14 protein-coding genes are annotated in these 14,715 nt (G+C 72.9%); 7 read left to right on the top strand and 7 right to left on the bottom strand.

Features of this window, described 5'->3' with window-relative positions:
- Positions 1 to 60: 60 nt before the first annotated feature.
- From ABZ721_RS24480 to ABZ721_RS24465, 4 genes are all read right to left on the bottom strand, one after another.
- A complete protein-coding gene (locus tag ABZ721_RS24480) occupies positions 61 to 912 on the bottom strand; it encodes an amino acid ABC transporter permease (RefSeq protein WP_358790818.1) in 852 nt (283 codons plus the stop codon).
- Positions 909 to 1,556: an amino acid ABC transporter permease gene (locus ABZ721_RS24475; protein WP_358790817.1), complete on the bottom strand. Its 648-nt coding sequence runs from the start codon at positions 1,554 to 1,556 to the stop codon at positions 909 to 911. The genes ABZ721_RS24480 and ABZ721_RS24475 overlap by 4 nt, the downstream gene beginning before the upstream one ends.
- A gap of 204 nt (positions 1,557 to 1,760) precedes the next feature.
- Positions 1,761 to 2,684, bottom strand: coding sequence for a glutamate ABC transporter substrate-binding protein (locus ABZ721_RS24470; RefSeq protein WP_358790816.1), 924 nt, complete (start codon positions 2,682 to 2,684; stop codon positions 1,761 to 1,763).
- A gap of 148 nt (positions 2,685 to 2,832) precedes the next feature.
- Positions 2,833 to 3,609 (bottom strand): amino acid ABC transporter ATP-binding protein, encoded by a 777-nt coding sequence (locus ABZ721_RS24465; protein WP_358790815.1) that lies wholly within the window; start codon positions 3,607 to 3,609, stop codon positions 2,833 to 2,835.
- A gap of 293 nt (positions 3,610 to 3,902) precedes the next feature.
- Here ABZ721_RS24465 and ABZ721_RS24460 point away from each other — a divergent pair, with 293 nt between their 5' ends.
- Positions 3,903 to 4,643, top strand: coding sequence for a response regulator transcription factor (locus ABZ721_RS24460; protein ID WP_358790814.1), 741 nt, complete (start codon positions 3,903 to 3,905; stop codon positions 4,641 to 4,643).
- A 15-nt stretch (positions 4,644 to 4,658) separates the two neighbouring features.
- Positions 4,659 to 6,065, top strand: coding sequence for a HAMP domain-containing sensor histidine kinase (locus tag ABZ721_RS24455; RefSeq protein WP_358790813.1), 1,407 nt, complete (start codon positions 4,659 to 4,661; stop codon positions 6,063 to 6,065).
- A gap of 49 nt (positions 6,066 to 6,114) precedes the next feature.
- Here the strand turns inward: ABZ721_RS24455 and ABZ721_RS24450 are convergent, their stop codons facing one another.
- The gene (locus ABZ721_RS24450) at positions 6,115 to 8,070 is read right to left on the bottom strand and encodes a bifunctional serine/threonine-protein kinase/glutamate ABC transporter substrate-binding protein (RefSeq protein ID WP_358790812.1); all 1,956 of its coding nucleotides are present in this window, start codon (positions 8,068 to 8,070) and stop codon (positions 6,115 to 6,117) included.
- A 43-nt stretch (positions 8,071 to 8,113) separates the two neighbouring features.
- Positions 8,114 to 9,097, bottom strand: coding sequence for a TAXI family TRAP transporter solute-binding subunit (locus ABZ721_RS24445; protein WP_358790811.1), 984 nt, complete (start codon positions 9,095 to 9,097; stop codon positions 8,114 to 8,116).
- Between the two features lie 146 nt (positions 9,098 to 9,243).
- On the opposite strand from ABZ721_RS24445, the gene miaB reads away from it, so the two are divergent.
- Together miaB and ABZ721_RS24435 are read left to right on the top strand one after the other, a co-directional pair.
- Positions 9,244 to 10,728, top strand: a complete 1,485-nt coding sequence (gene miaB / locus ABZ721_RS24440) for a tRNA (N6-isopentenyl adenosine(37)-C2)-methylthiotransferase MiaB (protein WP_358790846.1) — start codon at positions 9,244 to 9,246, stop codon at positions 10,726 to 10,728.
- Positions 10,729 to 10,794: 66 nt separating this feature from the next.
- A complete protein-coding gene (locus tag ABZ721_RS24435) occupies positions 10,795 to 11,523 on the top strand; it encodes a hypothetical protein (protein ID WP_358790810.1) in 729 nt (242 codons plus the stop codon).
- 100 nt (positions 11,524 to 11,623) lie between these two features.
- Here ABZ721_RS24435 and ABZ721_RS24430 read toward each other — a convergent pair whose 3' ends face one another.
- Positions 11,624 to 11,884 (bottom strand): hypothetical protein, encoded by a 261-nt coding sequence (locus ABZ721_RS24430; protein WP_358790809.1) that lies wholly within the window; start codon positions 11,882 to 11,884, stop codon positions 11,624 to 11,626.
- A 195-nt stretch (positions 11,885 to 12,079) separates the two neighbouring features.
- On the opposite strand from ABZ721_RS24430, the gene miaA reads away from it, so the two are divergent.
- The 3 genes from miaA to dapF all read left to right on the top strand — a co-directional run bounded on the left by miaA (position 12,080) and on the right by dapF (position 14,560).
- Positions 12,080 to 13,030, top strand: coding sequence for a tRNA (adenosine(37)-N6)-dimethylallyltransferase MiaA (gene miaA, locus ABZ721_RS24425; RefSeq protein WP_358790845.1), 951 nt, complete (start codon positions 12,080 to 12,082; stop codon positions 13,028 to 13,030).
- A 106-nt stretch (positions 13,031 to 13,136) separates the two neighbouring features.
- Complete coding sequence (locus ABZ721_RS24420) at positions 13,137 to 13,613, top strand: hypothetical protein (RefSeq protein WP_358790808.1); 477 nt, start codon at positions 13,137 to 13,139, stop codon at positions 13,611 to 13,613.
- Positions 13,614 to 13,663: 50 nt separating this feature from the next.
- Positions 13,664 to 14,560 carry a diaminopimelate epimerase gene (gene dapF / locus ABZ721_RS24415; protein ID WP_358790807.1) on the top strand — a complete coding sequence of 299 codons (897 nt, stop codon included), beginning with the start codon at positions 13,664 to 13,666 and terminating at the stop codon, positions 14,558 to 14,560.
- Positions 14,561 to 14,715 lie beyond the last annotated feature (155 nt).

Here is a 14,715-nt window from a genome sequence, read left to right as displayed (position 1 = left end):
GTGACCCACCGGCGACCCACCGACGCACCGTCAGTTCCACAGCGCGGGAGCGCCGACGCGTCACTCCGCGGTGGCGACCAGCGCCTCGGCCTCCGGCGTGGGAGGCGGCGCCCCCTTCGGGCTGCGCCGGGCGCGCTTCTCGACCCAGGTGGCCACGGCGGACAGCAGCATGCACATCGCGATGTAGATCGTGCCGATGACGAGCAGCACCTGGAAGTACGGGTAGTTGCCGGGCGTCGGCGTGTTCCCCGCCAGGATGCGGCCCACGTACAGCAGCTCGGTGTAGGCGATGAGGTACCCCAGCGAGGTGTCCTTCAGGGTCACCACGAGCTGGCTGATGATGCTGGGCAGCATGGCCCGGACGGCCTGCGGGACCAGGATGGTCAGCATGACCTGGGTCTTGCGCATGCCCAGCGCGTAGGCGGCCTCGCCCTGGCCCCGGGGGACGGCGTTGATGCCGGCCCGGAAGATCTCCGCCTGGACCGACCCGTTGTAGAGCGTCAGGCCGATCACCAGGGCCCAGAAGGGCTCGAAGACCGTCGCCCACAGCAGGTAGATCATGATGATCAGCGGCAGTGCGCGGAAGAACTCCACGGCCGACGAGGCGACCAGGCGGATCGGGGTGTGGTCCGAGAGCCGTCCGGCGGCCAGCACGGTGGCCAGCAGCAGCGAGAAGACCGCCGCCAGCGCGAACGCCTTGAGGGTGGCGACGATGCCGTCGGTGATCTGCTGCTGGACCCCGGAGTACTGGAACAGGTCCCACATGTAGGACTTGAACTCGCCCTTGGACTCCAGCCGCATGGCCGCGAAGACCAGCAGCCCGGCGAGACCCAGGCTGCCGAGGACCGTGTAGATCCGGTTGCGCAGCCGGGTCCGGGGTCCCGGGGCGTCATACAGGACACTCGCCGTCATCGGGCCACCGCCAGCCGGTTCTCGAGCAGCCGGAACAGGCCGCTGATCGCAAAGGTGATGATCAGGTACGCGAGGGCGATCCAGATGAAGATCACGGTGAGGTTGAAGCCCTCGTCGCTCAGCAGCTTCTGGGTGGAGAACAGCTCGGTGACGCTGAACGCACCGGCGATCGCCGAGTTCTTGGTGAGCGCGATCATGAGGCTGCCGATCGGCGCGATGACCGTACGGGCCGCCTGCGGGAGGATGATCAGCCGCAGGATCTGGCTGAAGGTCATCCCGATGCTGCGCGCGGCCTCGGCCTGGCCGAGCGGCACGGTGTTGACGCCGGAGCGCACCGCCTCGCAGACGAACGCCGAGGTGTAGAAGCCGAGGGCGAGCACCGCCAGCTGGTACGAGCTGAGGCCGGTCGCGACGACCTCGGGCACGATGAACGTGGCCACGAGGAAGAGCAGGGTCAGCGGGGTGTTGCGCAGCAGCGTCACCCACAGCGTGCCGAAGGCCCGCAGCGGAGGCACCGGCGAGACCCGGAACGCGGCGATGAGTACCCCGAGCAGCAGGGCGAGCACCGCGCTGGCGCCGGTGAGCGACAGCGTCCCGAAGAACCCCTGGCGGAACAGGGCGAAATTGTCGAACAGCACGTTCATCGCGGCTCACCTCGCCGGTTCGCTGGGGGCTGGCAGGGCCAGGAGGGCATCGTCGGTCCAGGGCGTGCGGGGGGTACGACGGGTCGCGCCCCGGCAGGAAGCAGCATCGAGGTAGGCCTCACGAGGGCGTTGCGGCCCGCCGGCCGGCCACCGGTGGACCGCCGTGGGAACGACGGGACCGGGGCCGGCCGGCGGGCCGGCGGATCAGTAGCGGTCGAGGGCCGGCGGCGCGGTGTACGGCGCGCCGGACAGGCCCAGCGTCGCGTCGTAGGCCTTCTTGTAGTCGCCGTTGTCCTGGTGCGCCTTCAGCGCGTCGCTGATCGCGTCGCGCAGCGCCTTGTCGTCGTGCGCGAGGCCGATGCCGTAGGGCTCCTGGGAGAACGTCTTGCCGACGACCCGGAACTTGCCGGGCGCCTGCGCGGCGTAGCCCTTGAGGATCGCGTCGTCCGTGGTGACCGCGTCGACCTGGCCGGTCTGGAGCTGCTGCACGCAGTCCGAGTACTTGCCGAGGGCGACGACGGTGGCACCGTACTTCGGGTCCTTGATCCGCTCGAGCGGCGTGGAGCCGGTGATGCTGCAGACCTTCTTGCCCTTGAGGGCGTCCGGGCCGGTGATGTCGGTGTTGGTCTTGGCCACCAGCAGGTCCTGGCCGGCGATGTAGTACGGGCCGGCGAAGGAGATGTCCTTCTTGCGGGCGTCGTTGATCGTGAAGGTGCCGACGTAGTAGTCCGCGTCACCCTTCTTGATCGCCGGCACGCGCAGGCTGGAGTCGAAGGTCTTCCACTCGATCTTGTCGGCACCGAAGCCGAGGTCGGCGGCGACCATCTTGGCGATCTCGATGTCGAAGCCGTTGCGGTCGTTGGTGCCGGGCGGCTGGAAGCCCAGGAACGGCTGGTCGGCCTTGACGCCGATGACCAGCTTGCCGCGCTGCTGTGCCTTCTTCAGCACGGCGGAGTCGATCGTCACGCCCGTCTTCGCGGCGTACGTCGGCAGCTTGGGGGCGTTGGCACCGGTGGTGGCCTTGGCACCGGGCGCGTCCGGCGTGCCCTCCTTGCCGCCACAGGCGGTCGCGGATGCGGTCAGCGCCAGGACGACGAGCCCGGCGGCGGCGGATTTACGGATATTCATGGGGACATCCCTTGCGTCGTCAGTCGTCAGTGCGTCGTCGGTCAGTGCATCGTCAAGCGTCGGTCGTCGAGCGTGAAGCCCGGTTTCAGCCGTTGGCGGCTGTCGTGCGGGCCGGCCGCGTGCGGGAGCGGACGGCCGTCGGGCAGCGTCAGTGGTGGAGGATCTTGGAGAGGAAGTCCTTGGCACGGTCGCTGCGCGGGTTGCTGAAGAACTGCTCCGGCGTCGCTTCCTCGACGATCCGTCCGTCGGCCATGAACACGACCCGGTTGGCGGCGGAGCGGGCGAACCCCATCTCGTGGGTGACGACGATCATCGTCATGCCGTCCCGGGCGAGCTGCTGCATGACCTCCAGCACCTCGTTGATCATCTCCGGGTCGAGCGCGGAGGTCGGCTCGTCGAAGAGCATGACCTTCGGGTCCATCGCCAGCGCGCGGGCGATCGCCACCCGCTGCTGCTGGCCGCCCGAGAGCTGCGCCGGGTACTTGTCCGCCTGGACGCCCACGCCGACCCGGTCGAGCAGCTGGCGGGCCCGGTCCTCGGCGGCCTTCTTGTCGGTCTTGCGGACCTTGACCTGTCCGAGCATCACGTTCTGCAGAACGGTCTTGTGCGCGAAGAGGTTGAAGGACTGGAAGACCATGCCCACATCGGCACGCAGCCGGGCCAGTTCCCGGCCCTCCTGCGGTAGCGGCCTGCCGTCCACGGTGATGGAGCCCGAATCGATCGTCTCCAGCCGGTTGATGGTGCGGCACAGCGTGGACTTGCCGGACCCCGAAGGACCGATGACGACCACGACCTCACCGCGGGTGATCGTCAGATCGATGTCCTGGAGCACGTGCAGGGCGCCGAAGTGCTTGTTCACGCCACCCAGTACGACCAGGTCGTCGGTCGCCGGCGCGGCGTCCTTGGTCACTGAGACTTCGGTCATCGGCGTGTGCTCCATCCTCGTCGGTTCGGCAGACCCTAGTGATGCATGATGACGAGCGTCATTACATCTGAGCTGAACTTGAGCATCACGATTCGGATACTCTCCGCCACGGCCGATGCGCCCTGCGTTGCCGTGCGTACCGGCTGGATAACAGTCCGGGGCAGGCACCGGTGCCCACTTGACGCGCCCCTCGCCGGTCGGGGTGTATTCCGGGTAGGTACCGGACGCCGGCCGACGGCGCGGGTCCGGACGGTGAACGAATCGACGCTGATGTGGGAAAGGAGGGTGAACCGATGAGATTGCTGCTGGTGGAGGACGACGACCGGGTCGCCGCCGCACTGTCGGCCGTGCTCGCGAAGCACGGCTTCGACGTCACCCACGCCCGCAGCGGCGAGGAGGCCCTGCGCGCGCTGTTGCCCGCCCAGGGCCCGTCGTACGGGTGCGTGCTGCTCGACCTCGGCCTGCCCGACCAGGACGGCTTCGAGGTGTGCAGCCGGATCCGCCGCCGCACCTCGACCCCCGTCATCATGGTCACCGCGCGTGCCGACGTGCGGTCCCGCATCCACGGCCTGAACCTCGGCGCCGACGACTACGTCGTCAAGCCGTACGACACCGGTGAGCTGCTCGCCCGGATCCACGCGGTCGGCCGGCGGCCGCCGCTGCGGCCCGCGGAGTCCGCCGCCGCCCCCGGGCCGTCGGGCGGCGCCGAGGCCGGCGCGGCCGAGCGGCCGCCGTCGGGCAGCGTGCGGCTCGGCCCGGTCGACATCGAACTGCCCACCCGCCGCGTTATGGTGAGCGGCGAGCCGATCGCGCTCACCCGCAAGGAGTTCGACCTGCTGGCCCTGCTCGCGCAGCGGCCCGGGGTGGTCTTCCGCCGCGAGCAGATCATCAGCGAGGTGTGGCGCACCAGCTGGGAGGGGACGGGGCGCACCCTGGAGGTGCACGTCGCCTCGCTGCGCTCCAAGCTGCGGATGCCGTCCATGATCGAGACGGTGCGCGGGGTCGGTTACCGGCTCGTCGTCCCAGCCGCCTGAGACCCAGGACCCCGCTTGAGCTCGCGTCTCCTCCCCCTGCTGCTCGCGTTGATGGCGGGCGTCCTGCTGGCGCTGGGCTTTCCGCTGGCCGCCAGCATGGCCGCGGCCCAGCAGCAGCGGGTGGTCGTCGACCGCATCGACGACACCGCGCGCTTCGCGTCGCTCGCCCAGTTCGTCACCGCCCGCACGCCGCAGTCCGCGAGCGCCGTTGGCGACGACGAACGGCTGCACGTACTGCGCTCGGAACTCAGCCGGTACGAGGAGCTGTACGGCATTCGCGCCGGGGTGTTCTACCGCGACGGCACCGCGATGGGTGTCGCCCCCGCCCAGTGGCGGCTGCCCGCGGCGGGGGAGGCGAACGCCGCCTACAGCGCGGCGCTGGCCGGCCGCCGCAGCCACGACCCGCGGCAGGTGTGGCCCTGGCAGCGCCGCACGCTGGCCGTCGCCTCACCGATCATCCGCGACGGGGACGTCGTGGCCGTGGTGCTCACCGAGTCGCCCACCGGGGCGCTGCGTTCGCGCATCCTGCACGGCTGGCTGCTGCTGGGCGCCGGCGAACTGGCCGCGATGGCCATCGCGGTGCTGTTCGCGTTCCGGCTCACCGGCTGGGTGCTGCGCCCGGTCGCGATCCTGGACCGCGTCACGCACGACATCGCCACCGGCCGGATGAAGTCCCGGGTCGCGGCGGCCGGCGGGCCGCCCGAACTGCGCCGGCTGTCGCGGTCGTTCAACGAGATGGCCGACAACGTCGAGCAGGTGCTGGAACAGCAGCGGGCCTTCGTCGCCGACGCCTCCCACCAGCTGCGCAACCCGCTGGCCGCACTCATGCTGCGGATCGAGCTGCTCGGCTTCGAACTTCCCGAAGGCAACCAGGAGGTGGCCTCCGTCCAGGACGAGGGCCGCCGGCTCGCCCAGGTGCTGGACGACCTGCTCGGCCTGGCGCTGGCGGAGCACGCGGACGCCGACCTCGCGCTCGTCGACATCGCCGCGCTCGTCGGCGAGCGGCTCGGCGCGTGGCGGCCGGTCGGCGCGCGCGAGGGCGTCGCCCTGGAATACGCGGGCAAGACCGCGGTCACCGGCTGGTCCGATCCCATCGCGCTGTCCAGCGCGTTGGACGCCGTCATCGACAACGCGCTGAAGTTCACGCCGCGCGGCGGACGGGTCCGGGTGCTGGTCGCGGGGGAGGGCGACGAGGTGGCCGTCACCGTCTCCGACGGCGGTCCCGGCCTGACCGAGGAGGAGCTCGCCCGGATCGGCGACCGCTTCTGGCGCAGCCCCCGCCACCAGAACATCGACGGCTCCGGGCTCGGACTCTCCATCGCCCGCGTCCTGCTGGCCCAGAGCGGCGGCCGGCTCTCCTTCGCGGCGAACGAGCCCACCGGCCTCGCGGTGACGCTTACGGTGCCGCGCTCGGCGCGGTGACACCTGCCCGCGCCGCCGCCCGCGTTCCGCCCGCCCCCGACCGATGCCGCTAGCCGCACTCCGTCTGGTCGGGGGGCAGCTGGTCCGCCAGCTCCTTCGGGGCGAGCGGCTTGAGATACGTGGTGTACGACGACTTCCAGTGCCCCGAGGCGATCTCCTCCCTTATGGCGTCGCACACCGCGCCGCGCAGCGCCGGCTCGCCCCGGCGCAGGCCCACGCCGTACTGCTCGCGGCCGAACGGGGCGCCGAGCAGCCGCAGTTCGGTGGGGTGCTGCGCCCGGTAGCCGGCCAGGATCACGTCGTCGGTGGAGACCGCGTCCACCCTGCCGGAGAGCAGGTCGGCGACGCACAGCCCGTACGAGGCGCGCGGCTCCAGCAGTATCCGCGGGTACCCGGTGCGCAGCCGCGCCTCCGGCGTGGAGCCCTGCACGGTGCACACCCGGTGGCCGTCCAGGTCCGCGACGCCGTTCACGCCGGTCGACCGGGCCGGCACCAGGAAGTCCTGTCCCGCCACGTAGTACGGACCGGCGAAGTCCACCGTCTCCTTGCGCTCCTGGGTGATCGAGTAGCTGGCCACTATCAGGTCGACCTGCCCGGTGCTCAGCCGGTACTCGCGGCTCTGGGTGTTGACCACCTCGAAACGCACCGTGGTGAAGCCCAGGTGCTTGGCCACCGCCCGCGCGATGTCGATGTCGAACCCGCGGAAGCCGCCGGGCGCCTGCGCGGCGCGCTCGCTGAGCCCCGGCTGGTCGCCCTTCACGCCCACCAGCAGGTAGCCGCGCTCCCGGGCCGCCCGCAGGGTCTCCGAGCTGCCGAGGGAGGGGCCGGCGGACGCGGTGAGGCGGTCCACGGCGAACCAGCCGGCCGCCGCCAGCACCACCAGCGCCAGCGCCCCGGCCGCCCAGGCGCGCCGGCCGCGGAACCGGGCGGCGGGGCGCCGTGGCGGGGCGGCGGCGGAGTCGGGACCCGGGCCGGAACCGGCCGCACCGGAGGTCTCGGGGGGAGGGGCCGGAGCGGTCGGGCCCGGCAGGTCGTCCGGTCCCAGCGGCCCCGTGTCGACGCCGCCGGCGACGCTGTCGCCGTCCCTCCACGGCAGCTCGGCGACCGGCGTGTGGCCGTCCTCCGGGTAGAACGACGTCGCGTACTGCGGGGTCTCCTGCGCCACGTGCTGCAGCAGCTGCTCGGCCCGCTGCGCCGTCAACCGCGCCAGCGGGTCCTTCACCAGCAGGCCGTCGATGAGCGGCCGCAGCGGCCCGCAGTACGTCATGGGCGGCGGCTCGCTCTCGCGCACCGCCTCCAGCACCTCGTACGGGGTCGGCCCGCGGAAGGGCGCGCGCCCCTCGACCGTCTCGTAGAGCGTCACCCCGAGCGACCACAGGTCGGCGGCGGGGGTGGCCTCGCGCGGCGCCGTGCCGTGCGGGGCGCACAGCTCCGGTGCCAGGTACCGGGGGGTGCCGACGAGCTCGTGCAGCCGGGTCACCTGCGCGGCGCCCTCGAAGGTCGCGATGCCGAAGTCCATCAGCACCGCGCGCCCGTCCCGGCGGAAGAGGATGTTGTGCGGCTTCACGTCCCGGTGCAGCACTCCCGCCGCGTGCACCGCCCGCAGCCCGCGCAGCACCTCCAGGCCGATCCTGGCCGTCTGCAGCGCGGCCAGCCGGCCGCGCTCCTGCAGCTGGTCCGCGAGCGAGCGCGGATTGACCTGCTCCATCACGATCCAGACCTGGCCGTCGGCCTCGATCACGTCGTGCACCGCCACCACGTGCTCGTGCCCGATCCGGGCGATGGCCCGCGCCTCGCGCCGCGCCCGCTCCACCCACTGGGCCTGGGTGTCGGGATCGACCGCACCCCGGAACAGCAGTTCCTTCACGGCGACCTGGCGGCCCAGCCGGTTGTCGTACGCCTCCCACACCACGCCCATACCGCCACGGCCCAGCGGGCGCTGCAGCTCGTACCGGCCGTCGACAAGAGTGTGGGGCCCGCCGTCTGGTGTACCCCCATTACGCATGCGTAGAGATTAGGGCCTCCGCATGTGTGTGCCAGGAGCTGGCCTACGGTTTCACGGACCGGTAGTAGCGCCGGGCGCCCTCGTGCAGCGGGAGGGGGTCGGTGAAGACGGCGGTGCGCAGGTCCACCAGCTGGGCGGCGTGGACCTTGTTGCCGATCTCGTCGCGGCTGTCGATGACCGCGCGGGTGAGCCGCTCGACGAGCCCGGTGTCCGCCCGGTCGGTGGTCACCAGCAGGTTGGCGACGGCGATGGTCGTGACGGCCGTGCCGTGCTGCATCGTCGGATAGGCGTCGGCGGGCATCACCGCCTGCCGGTAGTAGCCCGTCGACGCGCCCATCGAGTGCAGCGTGTCCACCAGGTCGCCGAGCTGGACGAGCTTGACCTTGCTGGAGGCCGCCAGGTTGGTCACGGTGTTGGTCGGCAGGCCGCCGGACCAGAAGAACGCGTCCAGCTCGCCCGCCTTGAGCATCCCGGGCGCCGTGTCGATGCCGACCGGCACCGCGGTGAGGTCCCTGGCCGGGTCGAGCCCCGCGGCGGCCAGCAGCCGGCGCGTTATGAGGTTCACCCCGGAGGCCGCCTGGCCGACGCCGACCCGCTTGCCGCGCAGGTCGCGGGCGGAGCCGATCGCCGAGTCCCGGGGGACGACGAGCTGCATGTAGTCGTCGTACAGCCGGGCGCAGGCGCGCAGCCGGTCCTTGCCCGGGCCCCGGTAGTCGGCCACCGCGTCCGCTGCGGCGATGGTGAAGTCGGCCTGCCCGGAGGCGACGCGCCGCACGTTGTCGACCGAGCCCTGGGACTGCAGGAGGTCCACCCGCACCCCGGGCAGCTGGTCCCGCAGGTCGCTCCTGAGCATCTTCCCGTAGGTCTCGTAGACCCCGGCGGCGACACCGGTGGAGAACGAGACCGGGTCCTTCGGGTACGAGGGGCCGCGGGACGGCAGCAGCCACCACAGGAGCAGCGCGAGGGCGGCGGCGGCCGCGAGGACCGACTGCAGCGCGCGGCGTCTGCCGATGTGGGGCACGTTCATGGTGCGGATCCTGCCAGGCGGGCGCCGCTGTGGGTAGCGCCGGCCCGGCGGGCCGGGGCCCGCGGGGCGGGACGGCCGGGGGAGGCGGGGCGCCCGCGGCTCCCGGTACCCGCGCGCCCCCGTACCCTGGTCGGGTGAGCGGTGAGGTGGCTGGTTTGAAGACATACGAGGTCCGCACCTACGGGTGCCAGATGAACGTGCACGATTCGGAACGGCTGTCCGGCCTGCTGGAGGGCGCGGGCTACGTCCGCGCGCCCAAGGGGGCGGACGGGGCGGACGTCGTCGTCTTCAACACCTGCGCGGTGCGGGAGAACGCCGACAACCGGCTCTACGGCAACCTCGGCCAGCTCGCCCCGCAGAAGGCGGCCCGGCCGGGCATGCAGATCGCGGTCGGCGGCTGCCTCGCCCAGAAGGACCGCGACACCATCGTGAAGCGGGCCCCCTGGGTCGACGTGGTCTTCGGCACCCACAACATCGGCCGGCTGCCGGTGCTCCTGGAGCGGGCCAGGATCGCCGAAGAGGCACAGGTCGAGATCGCCGAGTCGCTGGAGGCGTTCCCCTCCACGCTGCCGTCCCGCCGCGAGTCCGCCTACGCCGCCTGGGTCTCGGTCTCGGTCGGCTGCAACAACACCTGCACCTTCTGCATCGTGCCCGCGCTGCGCGGCAAGGAGGAGGACCGGCGGCCCGGCGACATCCTCGCCGAGGTGGAGGCGCTGGTCGCCGAGGGCGTCGTCGAGATCACCCTGCTCGGCCAGAACGTGAACGCGTACGGCTCGGGCATGGGCGACCGCGAGGCGTTCTCCAAGCTGCTGCGGGCCACCGGGCAGGTCGAGGGCCTGGAGCGGGTGCGCTTCACCTCCCCGCACCCGAAGGACTTCACCGACGACGTGATCGCCGCGATGGCCGAGACGCCGAACGTGATGCACCAGCTGCACATGCCGCTGCAGTCCGGCTCCGACACCGTCCTCAAGGCGATGCGCCGCTCGTACCGGCAGGACCGTTACCTCGGCATCATCGAGAAGGTGCGCGCGGCCATGCCGGACGCCGCCATCTCCACCGACATCATCGTGGGCTTCCCGGGCGAGACCGAGGCGGACTTCGAGCAGACGATGCACGTGGTGCGCGAGGCGCGCTTCGCGCAGGCCTTCACCTTCCAGTACTCCAAGCGCCCCGGGACCCCGGCCGCCGACATGGACGGGCAGATCCCCAAGGAGATCGTCCAGGAGCGCTACATGCGGCTGTCCGCGCTCCAGGAGCAGATCTCCTGGGAGGAGAACAGGACGCAGATCGGCCGCACGCTGGAGGTCCTGGTCGCCGAGGGCGAGGGCCGCAAGGACAAGGCCACCCACCGGCTCTCCGGCCGCGCGCCCGACAGCCGCCTGGTGCACTTCGAGAAGCCCGCGGGCACCGACCCGCGCCCCGGTGACATGGCCATGGTGGAGATCACCTACGCCGCCCCGCACCACCTGCTCGCCGAGCGCCCCGCGCTCTCGGTGCGGCGTACCCGGGCCGGGGACGCGTGGGAGCTGCGCAACGCCGCCCCCAAGGCGCCGGCCGGCGTGATGCTCGGGCTGCCGACTATCGGCGCCCCGGCGCCGCTGCCCGTGGTGGAGAGCGGCTGCGGGCTCTGACTGCTCCGCGCGGGGCCGGTCCGCCCGGTCCTGCGGGAGCATGATCGGCGCGGCTAGGCTGCGGGCATGCTCGTAGCCGCCGCAGTCTGCCCGTCCGCCCCGCTGCTCGTACCCGAGGTCGCGGCGGGCGCCGCCGCCGAACTGGACGCGCTGCGTGCCGCGTGCGCCGACGCCGTCGGGGTGCTCGCGGCGTCCCGGCCCGACCGGCTGGTGGTGATCGGCCCGGCGGAGCAGCCCGGCCGGGGGCGGCACCACGAGGGTGCGCGCGGCTCGTTCCGGGAGTTCGGCGTCGACCTGGACGTACGCCTCGGCTCGGGACCCGCTCCCGAGGCCTCGGCGCAGGACACCGGGGCCGACCGCCCGCTGCCGCCGTCGCTGGCCGTCGCCGCCTGGCTGCTGCGCGGCTGGGCCGCCGCTCCGCTGGAGGCGCTGGGCGTGGGCGAGCAGCTCGAACAGGACCGCTGCGCCGCCACCGGCGCCATGATCGCGGGCACGGCGGACCGGGTCGCGCTGCTGGTGATGGGCGACGGCAGCGCCTGCCGCACCCTCAAGGCCCCCGGCTACCTGGACGAGCGTGCGGAGCCCTTCGACGCCTCGGTCGCCGCGGCGCTGGCCGCCGCCGACCTCGGGGCGCTGGCCGCGCTGGACGCGGAGCTGGCGCAGGAGCTGCAGGCCGCCGGACGGGCCACCTGGCAGGTCCTCGCGGGCGCCGCGCAGGGCGCGGGCCTGGCCGGACAGCTGCTCCACGAGGACGCCCCCTACGGCGTCGGCTACTTCGTCGCCACGTGGACGTAGTCCCCGCCCCCGGGGACACCGGGAAACCAGGACGCCGATAGGCCAGGACGCCGGTGGGCCGCGGGGCCGGAGCGCCGCGGCCCATCGGCGTTCGCGCCCTCTAGGCGCGGGCGCCCTCGCCGGCCTCGCTGTCGGCGGCGTCCGCCGTGGACTGCTGCTTCGGGATGCCGACCGGCTCCGCCTCGTCGGCGGCCTCCGCCGCCGGCTCCGCGGCCCCGTCCGCCGCCGCGTCCTGCTCCGCTGCGACGGGCTCAGCGACCGCCTCGGCGCCCTCCTCCGGCTCCGCCGTCAGAGTGACGGCTTCCGCCGCCTCGCTTGACGGGTCGGCCGACTGACGTCGAAACCATCCGAAAACGCCCATTTCTACTCCAGACCATGTTCGTGAGGTCGAGATCCCGCGTCGCCCGGGGCACGTCGTTGCGCCGCTCGGGTCCGGCCGGCCCGAAAAACCCGGGATCCGGCCTGCGGAATCTCTCCAGAGGCAACGAGTGCGGCAGCGCTCCGTCACGTCCCTCGATCGTGGGGGTGCCCGCGGGTTTGGGAGACTGGACCCGTGCTGCACTCTCCCGGGGAGCGACCCCCCGTACTTCCGAGCAAAGATCTCGTCATCGCCGTCGTCGGCCCCACCGCGGCCGGCAAGTCCGACCTGGGCGTGGCCCTGGCCCAGGCGCTGGACGGCGAGGTCGTCAACGCCGACTCCATGCAGCTCTACCGCGGCATGGACATCGGCACCGCCAAGCTCGCCACCGACGAGCGCCACGGCGTGCCGCACCACCTGCTGGACATCTGGGACGTGACCGAGGCCGCGAGCGTCGCCGAGTACCAGCGCCTCGCCCGCGCCGAGATCGACCGGCTGCACGCGGCCGGGCGGACCCCGGTGCTGGTCGGCGGCTCCGGGCTGTACGTGCGCGGCGCCATCGACGCGCTGGAGTTCCCCGGCACCGACGCCGCCGTCCGGGCCCGGCTGGAGAAGGAGCTCGCCGAGCGGGGCCCCGCGGCGCTGCACGCGCGGCTGGCCGAGGTCGACCCCGAGGCGGGCCGGGCGATCCTGCCCAGCAACGGCCGGCGGATCGTCCGGGCGCTGGAAGTGGTGGAGATCACGGGACGGCCGTTCACGGCCAATCTGCCGGGCCCGGACTCGATCTACGCCACCGTCCAGATCGGCGTCGACGTGCCGCGGCCCGAGCTCGACGAGCGCATCGCGCTGCGCGTCGACCGGATGTGGGACGCGGGGCTCGTGGACGAGGTGCGGGAGCTGGAGGGGGCCGGGCTGCGGGAGGGCCGCACCGCCTCGCGGGCGCTCGGCTACCAGCAGGTTCTCGCCGCGCTCGGGGGCGAGTGCACCGACGGGGAGGCCCGCGCGGAGACCGTCCGGGCCACCAAGCGCTTCGCCCGCCGCCAGGACTCCTGGTTCCGCCGCGACCAGCGGGTGCACTGGCTCTCGGCACGGGGCCAGGAACTCACCGATCAGGCGCTGACGTTGGTCGAAGCTGCGGTTACAGCCTGATCACGTGATGGCATCGGGACGCCTCAGCGTGATGAGACGGCCACGCGGCCGTGCCATCATCGAGCATCGAGTTACGGGCGTCGGAGATGGGGGAGGGCGCGTGGCGATGGAAGCCGGTCCCCAGAACTCCTCGTCCGACCGCCCCGCCGACCTGGACGCACGCCTCGGAACGGACGCGCTGATCGAACCCGGGACGCTGATGGAACCCGGCGCGCTCCTCGACCCGGACGCGCTGATCGAGCCGGAGCTCGTTCCGGTGGAGCTGCGGCCGCAGCGCCGGCTGCGGATCTGGCAGCTCGCCCCGATCGTCGCCCTCGGCGTCGGCGGCTCCCTGATGTTCGCCTTCCCGCTCGCCTTCGAGTTCGGTGACGGCGGCGCGGTCGTGGCCATGCTCGGCCTGCTGCTGAGCTGCTGCTCCGCGGGCTGGGGCATCATGGCCGCCCGCCGGGTCGGCCACACCTGGCCGGGGCTGCCCGCCCGCGGCTCCGGCCGCCGCGCCGACTGGCGCTACATCGTCGGGTACACGCTGTTCAGCGCCCTGCTGGCGGTCCTCGCCATCTGGCGCGTCGCCCGCCTGCGCTGAGCCCGCCCCGCCGCCGGGCCCCCCGTCCCGGTGGCCTTAGGCTGGTCCTTGTGACCACCACGCAGCAGGGCCTGTCCTTCCTCAAGGGCCACGGCACCGAGAACGATTTCGTGATCGTCCCCGACGCGGACGGCCTCCTCGAGCTGTCCCCGGCCGCCGTCGCGCGGCTCTGCGACCGCCGGGCCGGCGTCGGCGGCGACGGGCTGCTGCGGGTCGTGCGCTCCGCGGCCCACCCGGAGGCGGCCGGCATGGCCGGCGAGGCCGAGTGGTTCATGGACTACCGCAACAGCGACGGCAGCGTCGCCGAGATGTGCGGCAACGGCGTCCGGGTCTTCGCCCGGTACCTGCAGCGCGCCGGGCTGGCCGGCGCCGGCGACCTGGCGGTGGCCACCCGGGCGGGCGTCCGCCGGGTGCGCATCGCCAAGACGGACGCCGACGGCACGCTCGGCGAGATCACCGTCGGCATGGGCCGCGCCGTCCTGCCCGAGGGGGAGGTGACCGTCACCGTGGACGGCCGCAGCTGGCCCGCGCGCAACGTGAACATGGGCAATCCGCACGCCGTCGCCTTCGTCGGGAGCCTGGACGACGCGGGCACCCTGTACACGGCGCCCGCCGTCACCCCCGCCGCCGCGTACCCGACGGGCGTCAACGCGGAGTTCGTGGTCGACCGCGGCGAGCGCCACGTGGCGCTGCGCGTCCACGAGCGGGGCTCCGGCGAGACCCGCTCCTGCGGCACCGGCGCCTGCGCCGTCATGGTCGCCGCCGCCCGCCGCGACGGCGCGGACCCGGCCGTCACCGGACGGCCCGTCACCTACACCGTGGACGTCCCCGGCGGCCGGCTGGTGATCACCGAGGGCGCCGACGGCGAGATCGAGATGACCGGGCCGGCCGTGATCGTCGCCGAGGGCGTGGTCGACGCCGCGTGGTGGGACGCCCCGTCCGCCTGACGCTCCGACAGCGTCCGAAACCCGCAGGGGAATCGGACTCCTGAGCGACCTTTCCGAACTGGCCTCCCGTACTGTTTTCCCGCACTTGTTCCCTCGAACGGGTGATGGCGATCACTCTGGACGAGAGCGCAGCCGCCGCACGTGGTGGGCTCGGT

Origin of the sequence: Streptomyces sp. NPDC006733 (assembly GCF_040636125.1) — a bacterium.
GTDB lineage: Bacteria > Actinomycetota > Actinomycetes > Streptomycetales > Streptomycetaceae > Actinacidiphila.
The sequence above is the reverse complement of the archived record's forward strand: the minus strand, read 5'-3'. Positions and strand labels throughout refer to the sequence as shown.

Bases quoted from the DNA above. Each gene is read 5' to 3' on its own strand.
- ABZ721_RS24435 (WP_358790810.1), top strand. From the start codon at position 10,795: ATGCTCGTAGCCGCCGCAGTCTGCCCGTCCGCCCCGCTGCTCGTACCC.
- ABZ721_RS24445 (WP_358790811.1), bottom strand. From the start codon at position 9,097: ATGAACGTGCCCCACATCGGCAGACGCCGCGCGCTGCAGTCGGTCCTC.
- ABZ721_RS24460 (WP_358790814.1), top strand. From the start codon at position 3,903: ATGAGATTGCTGCTGGTGGAGGACGACGACCGGGTCGCCGCCGCACTG.
- ABZ721_RS24480 (WP_358790818.1), bottom strand. From the start codon at position 912: ATGACGGCGAGTGTCCTGTATGACGCCCCGGGACCCCGGACCCGGCTG.
- ABZ721_RS24450 (WP_358790812.1), bottom strand. From the start codon at position 8,070: ATGCGTAATGGGGGTACACCAGACGGCGGGCCCCACACTCTTGTCGAC.
- ABZ721_RS24430 (WP_358790809.1), bottom strand. From the start codon at position 11,884: ATGGGCGTTTTCGGATGGTTTCGACGTCAGTCGGCCGACCCGTCAAGC.
- ABZ721_RS24470 (WP_358790816.1), bottom strand. From the start codon at position 2,684: ATGAATATCCGTAAATCCGCCGCCGCCGGGCTCGTCGTCCTGGCGCTG.
- ABZ721_RS24465 (WP_358790815.1), bottom strand. From the start codon at position 3,609: ATGACCGAAGTCTCAGTGACCAAGGACGCCGCGCCGGCGACCGACGAC.
- ABZ721_RS24420 (WP_358790808.1), top strand. From the start codon at position 13,137: ATGGAAGCCGGTCCCCAGAACTCCTCGTCCGACCGCCCCGCCGACCTG.
- ABZ721_RS24475 (WP_358790817.1), bottom strand. From the start codon at position 1,556: ATGAACGTGCTGTTCGACAATTTCGCCCTGTTCCGCCAGGGGTTCTTC.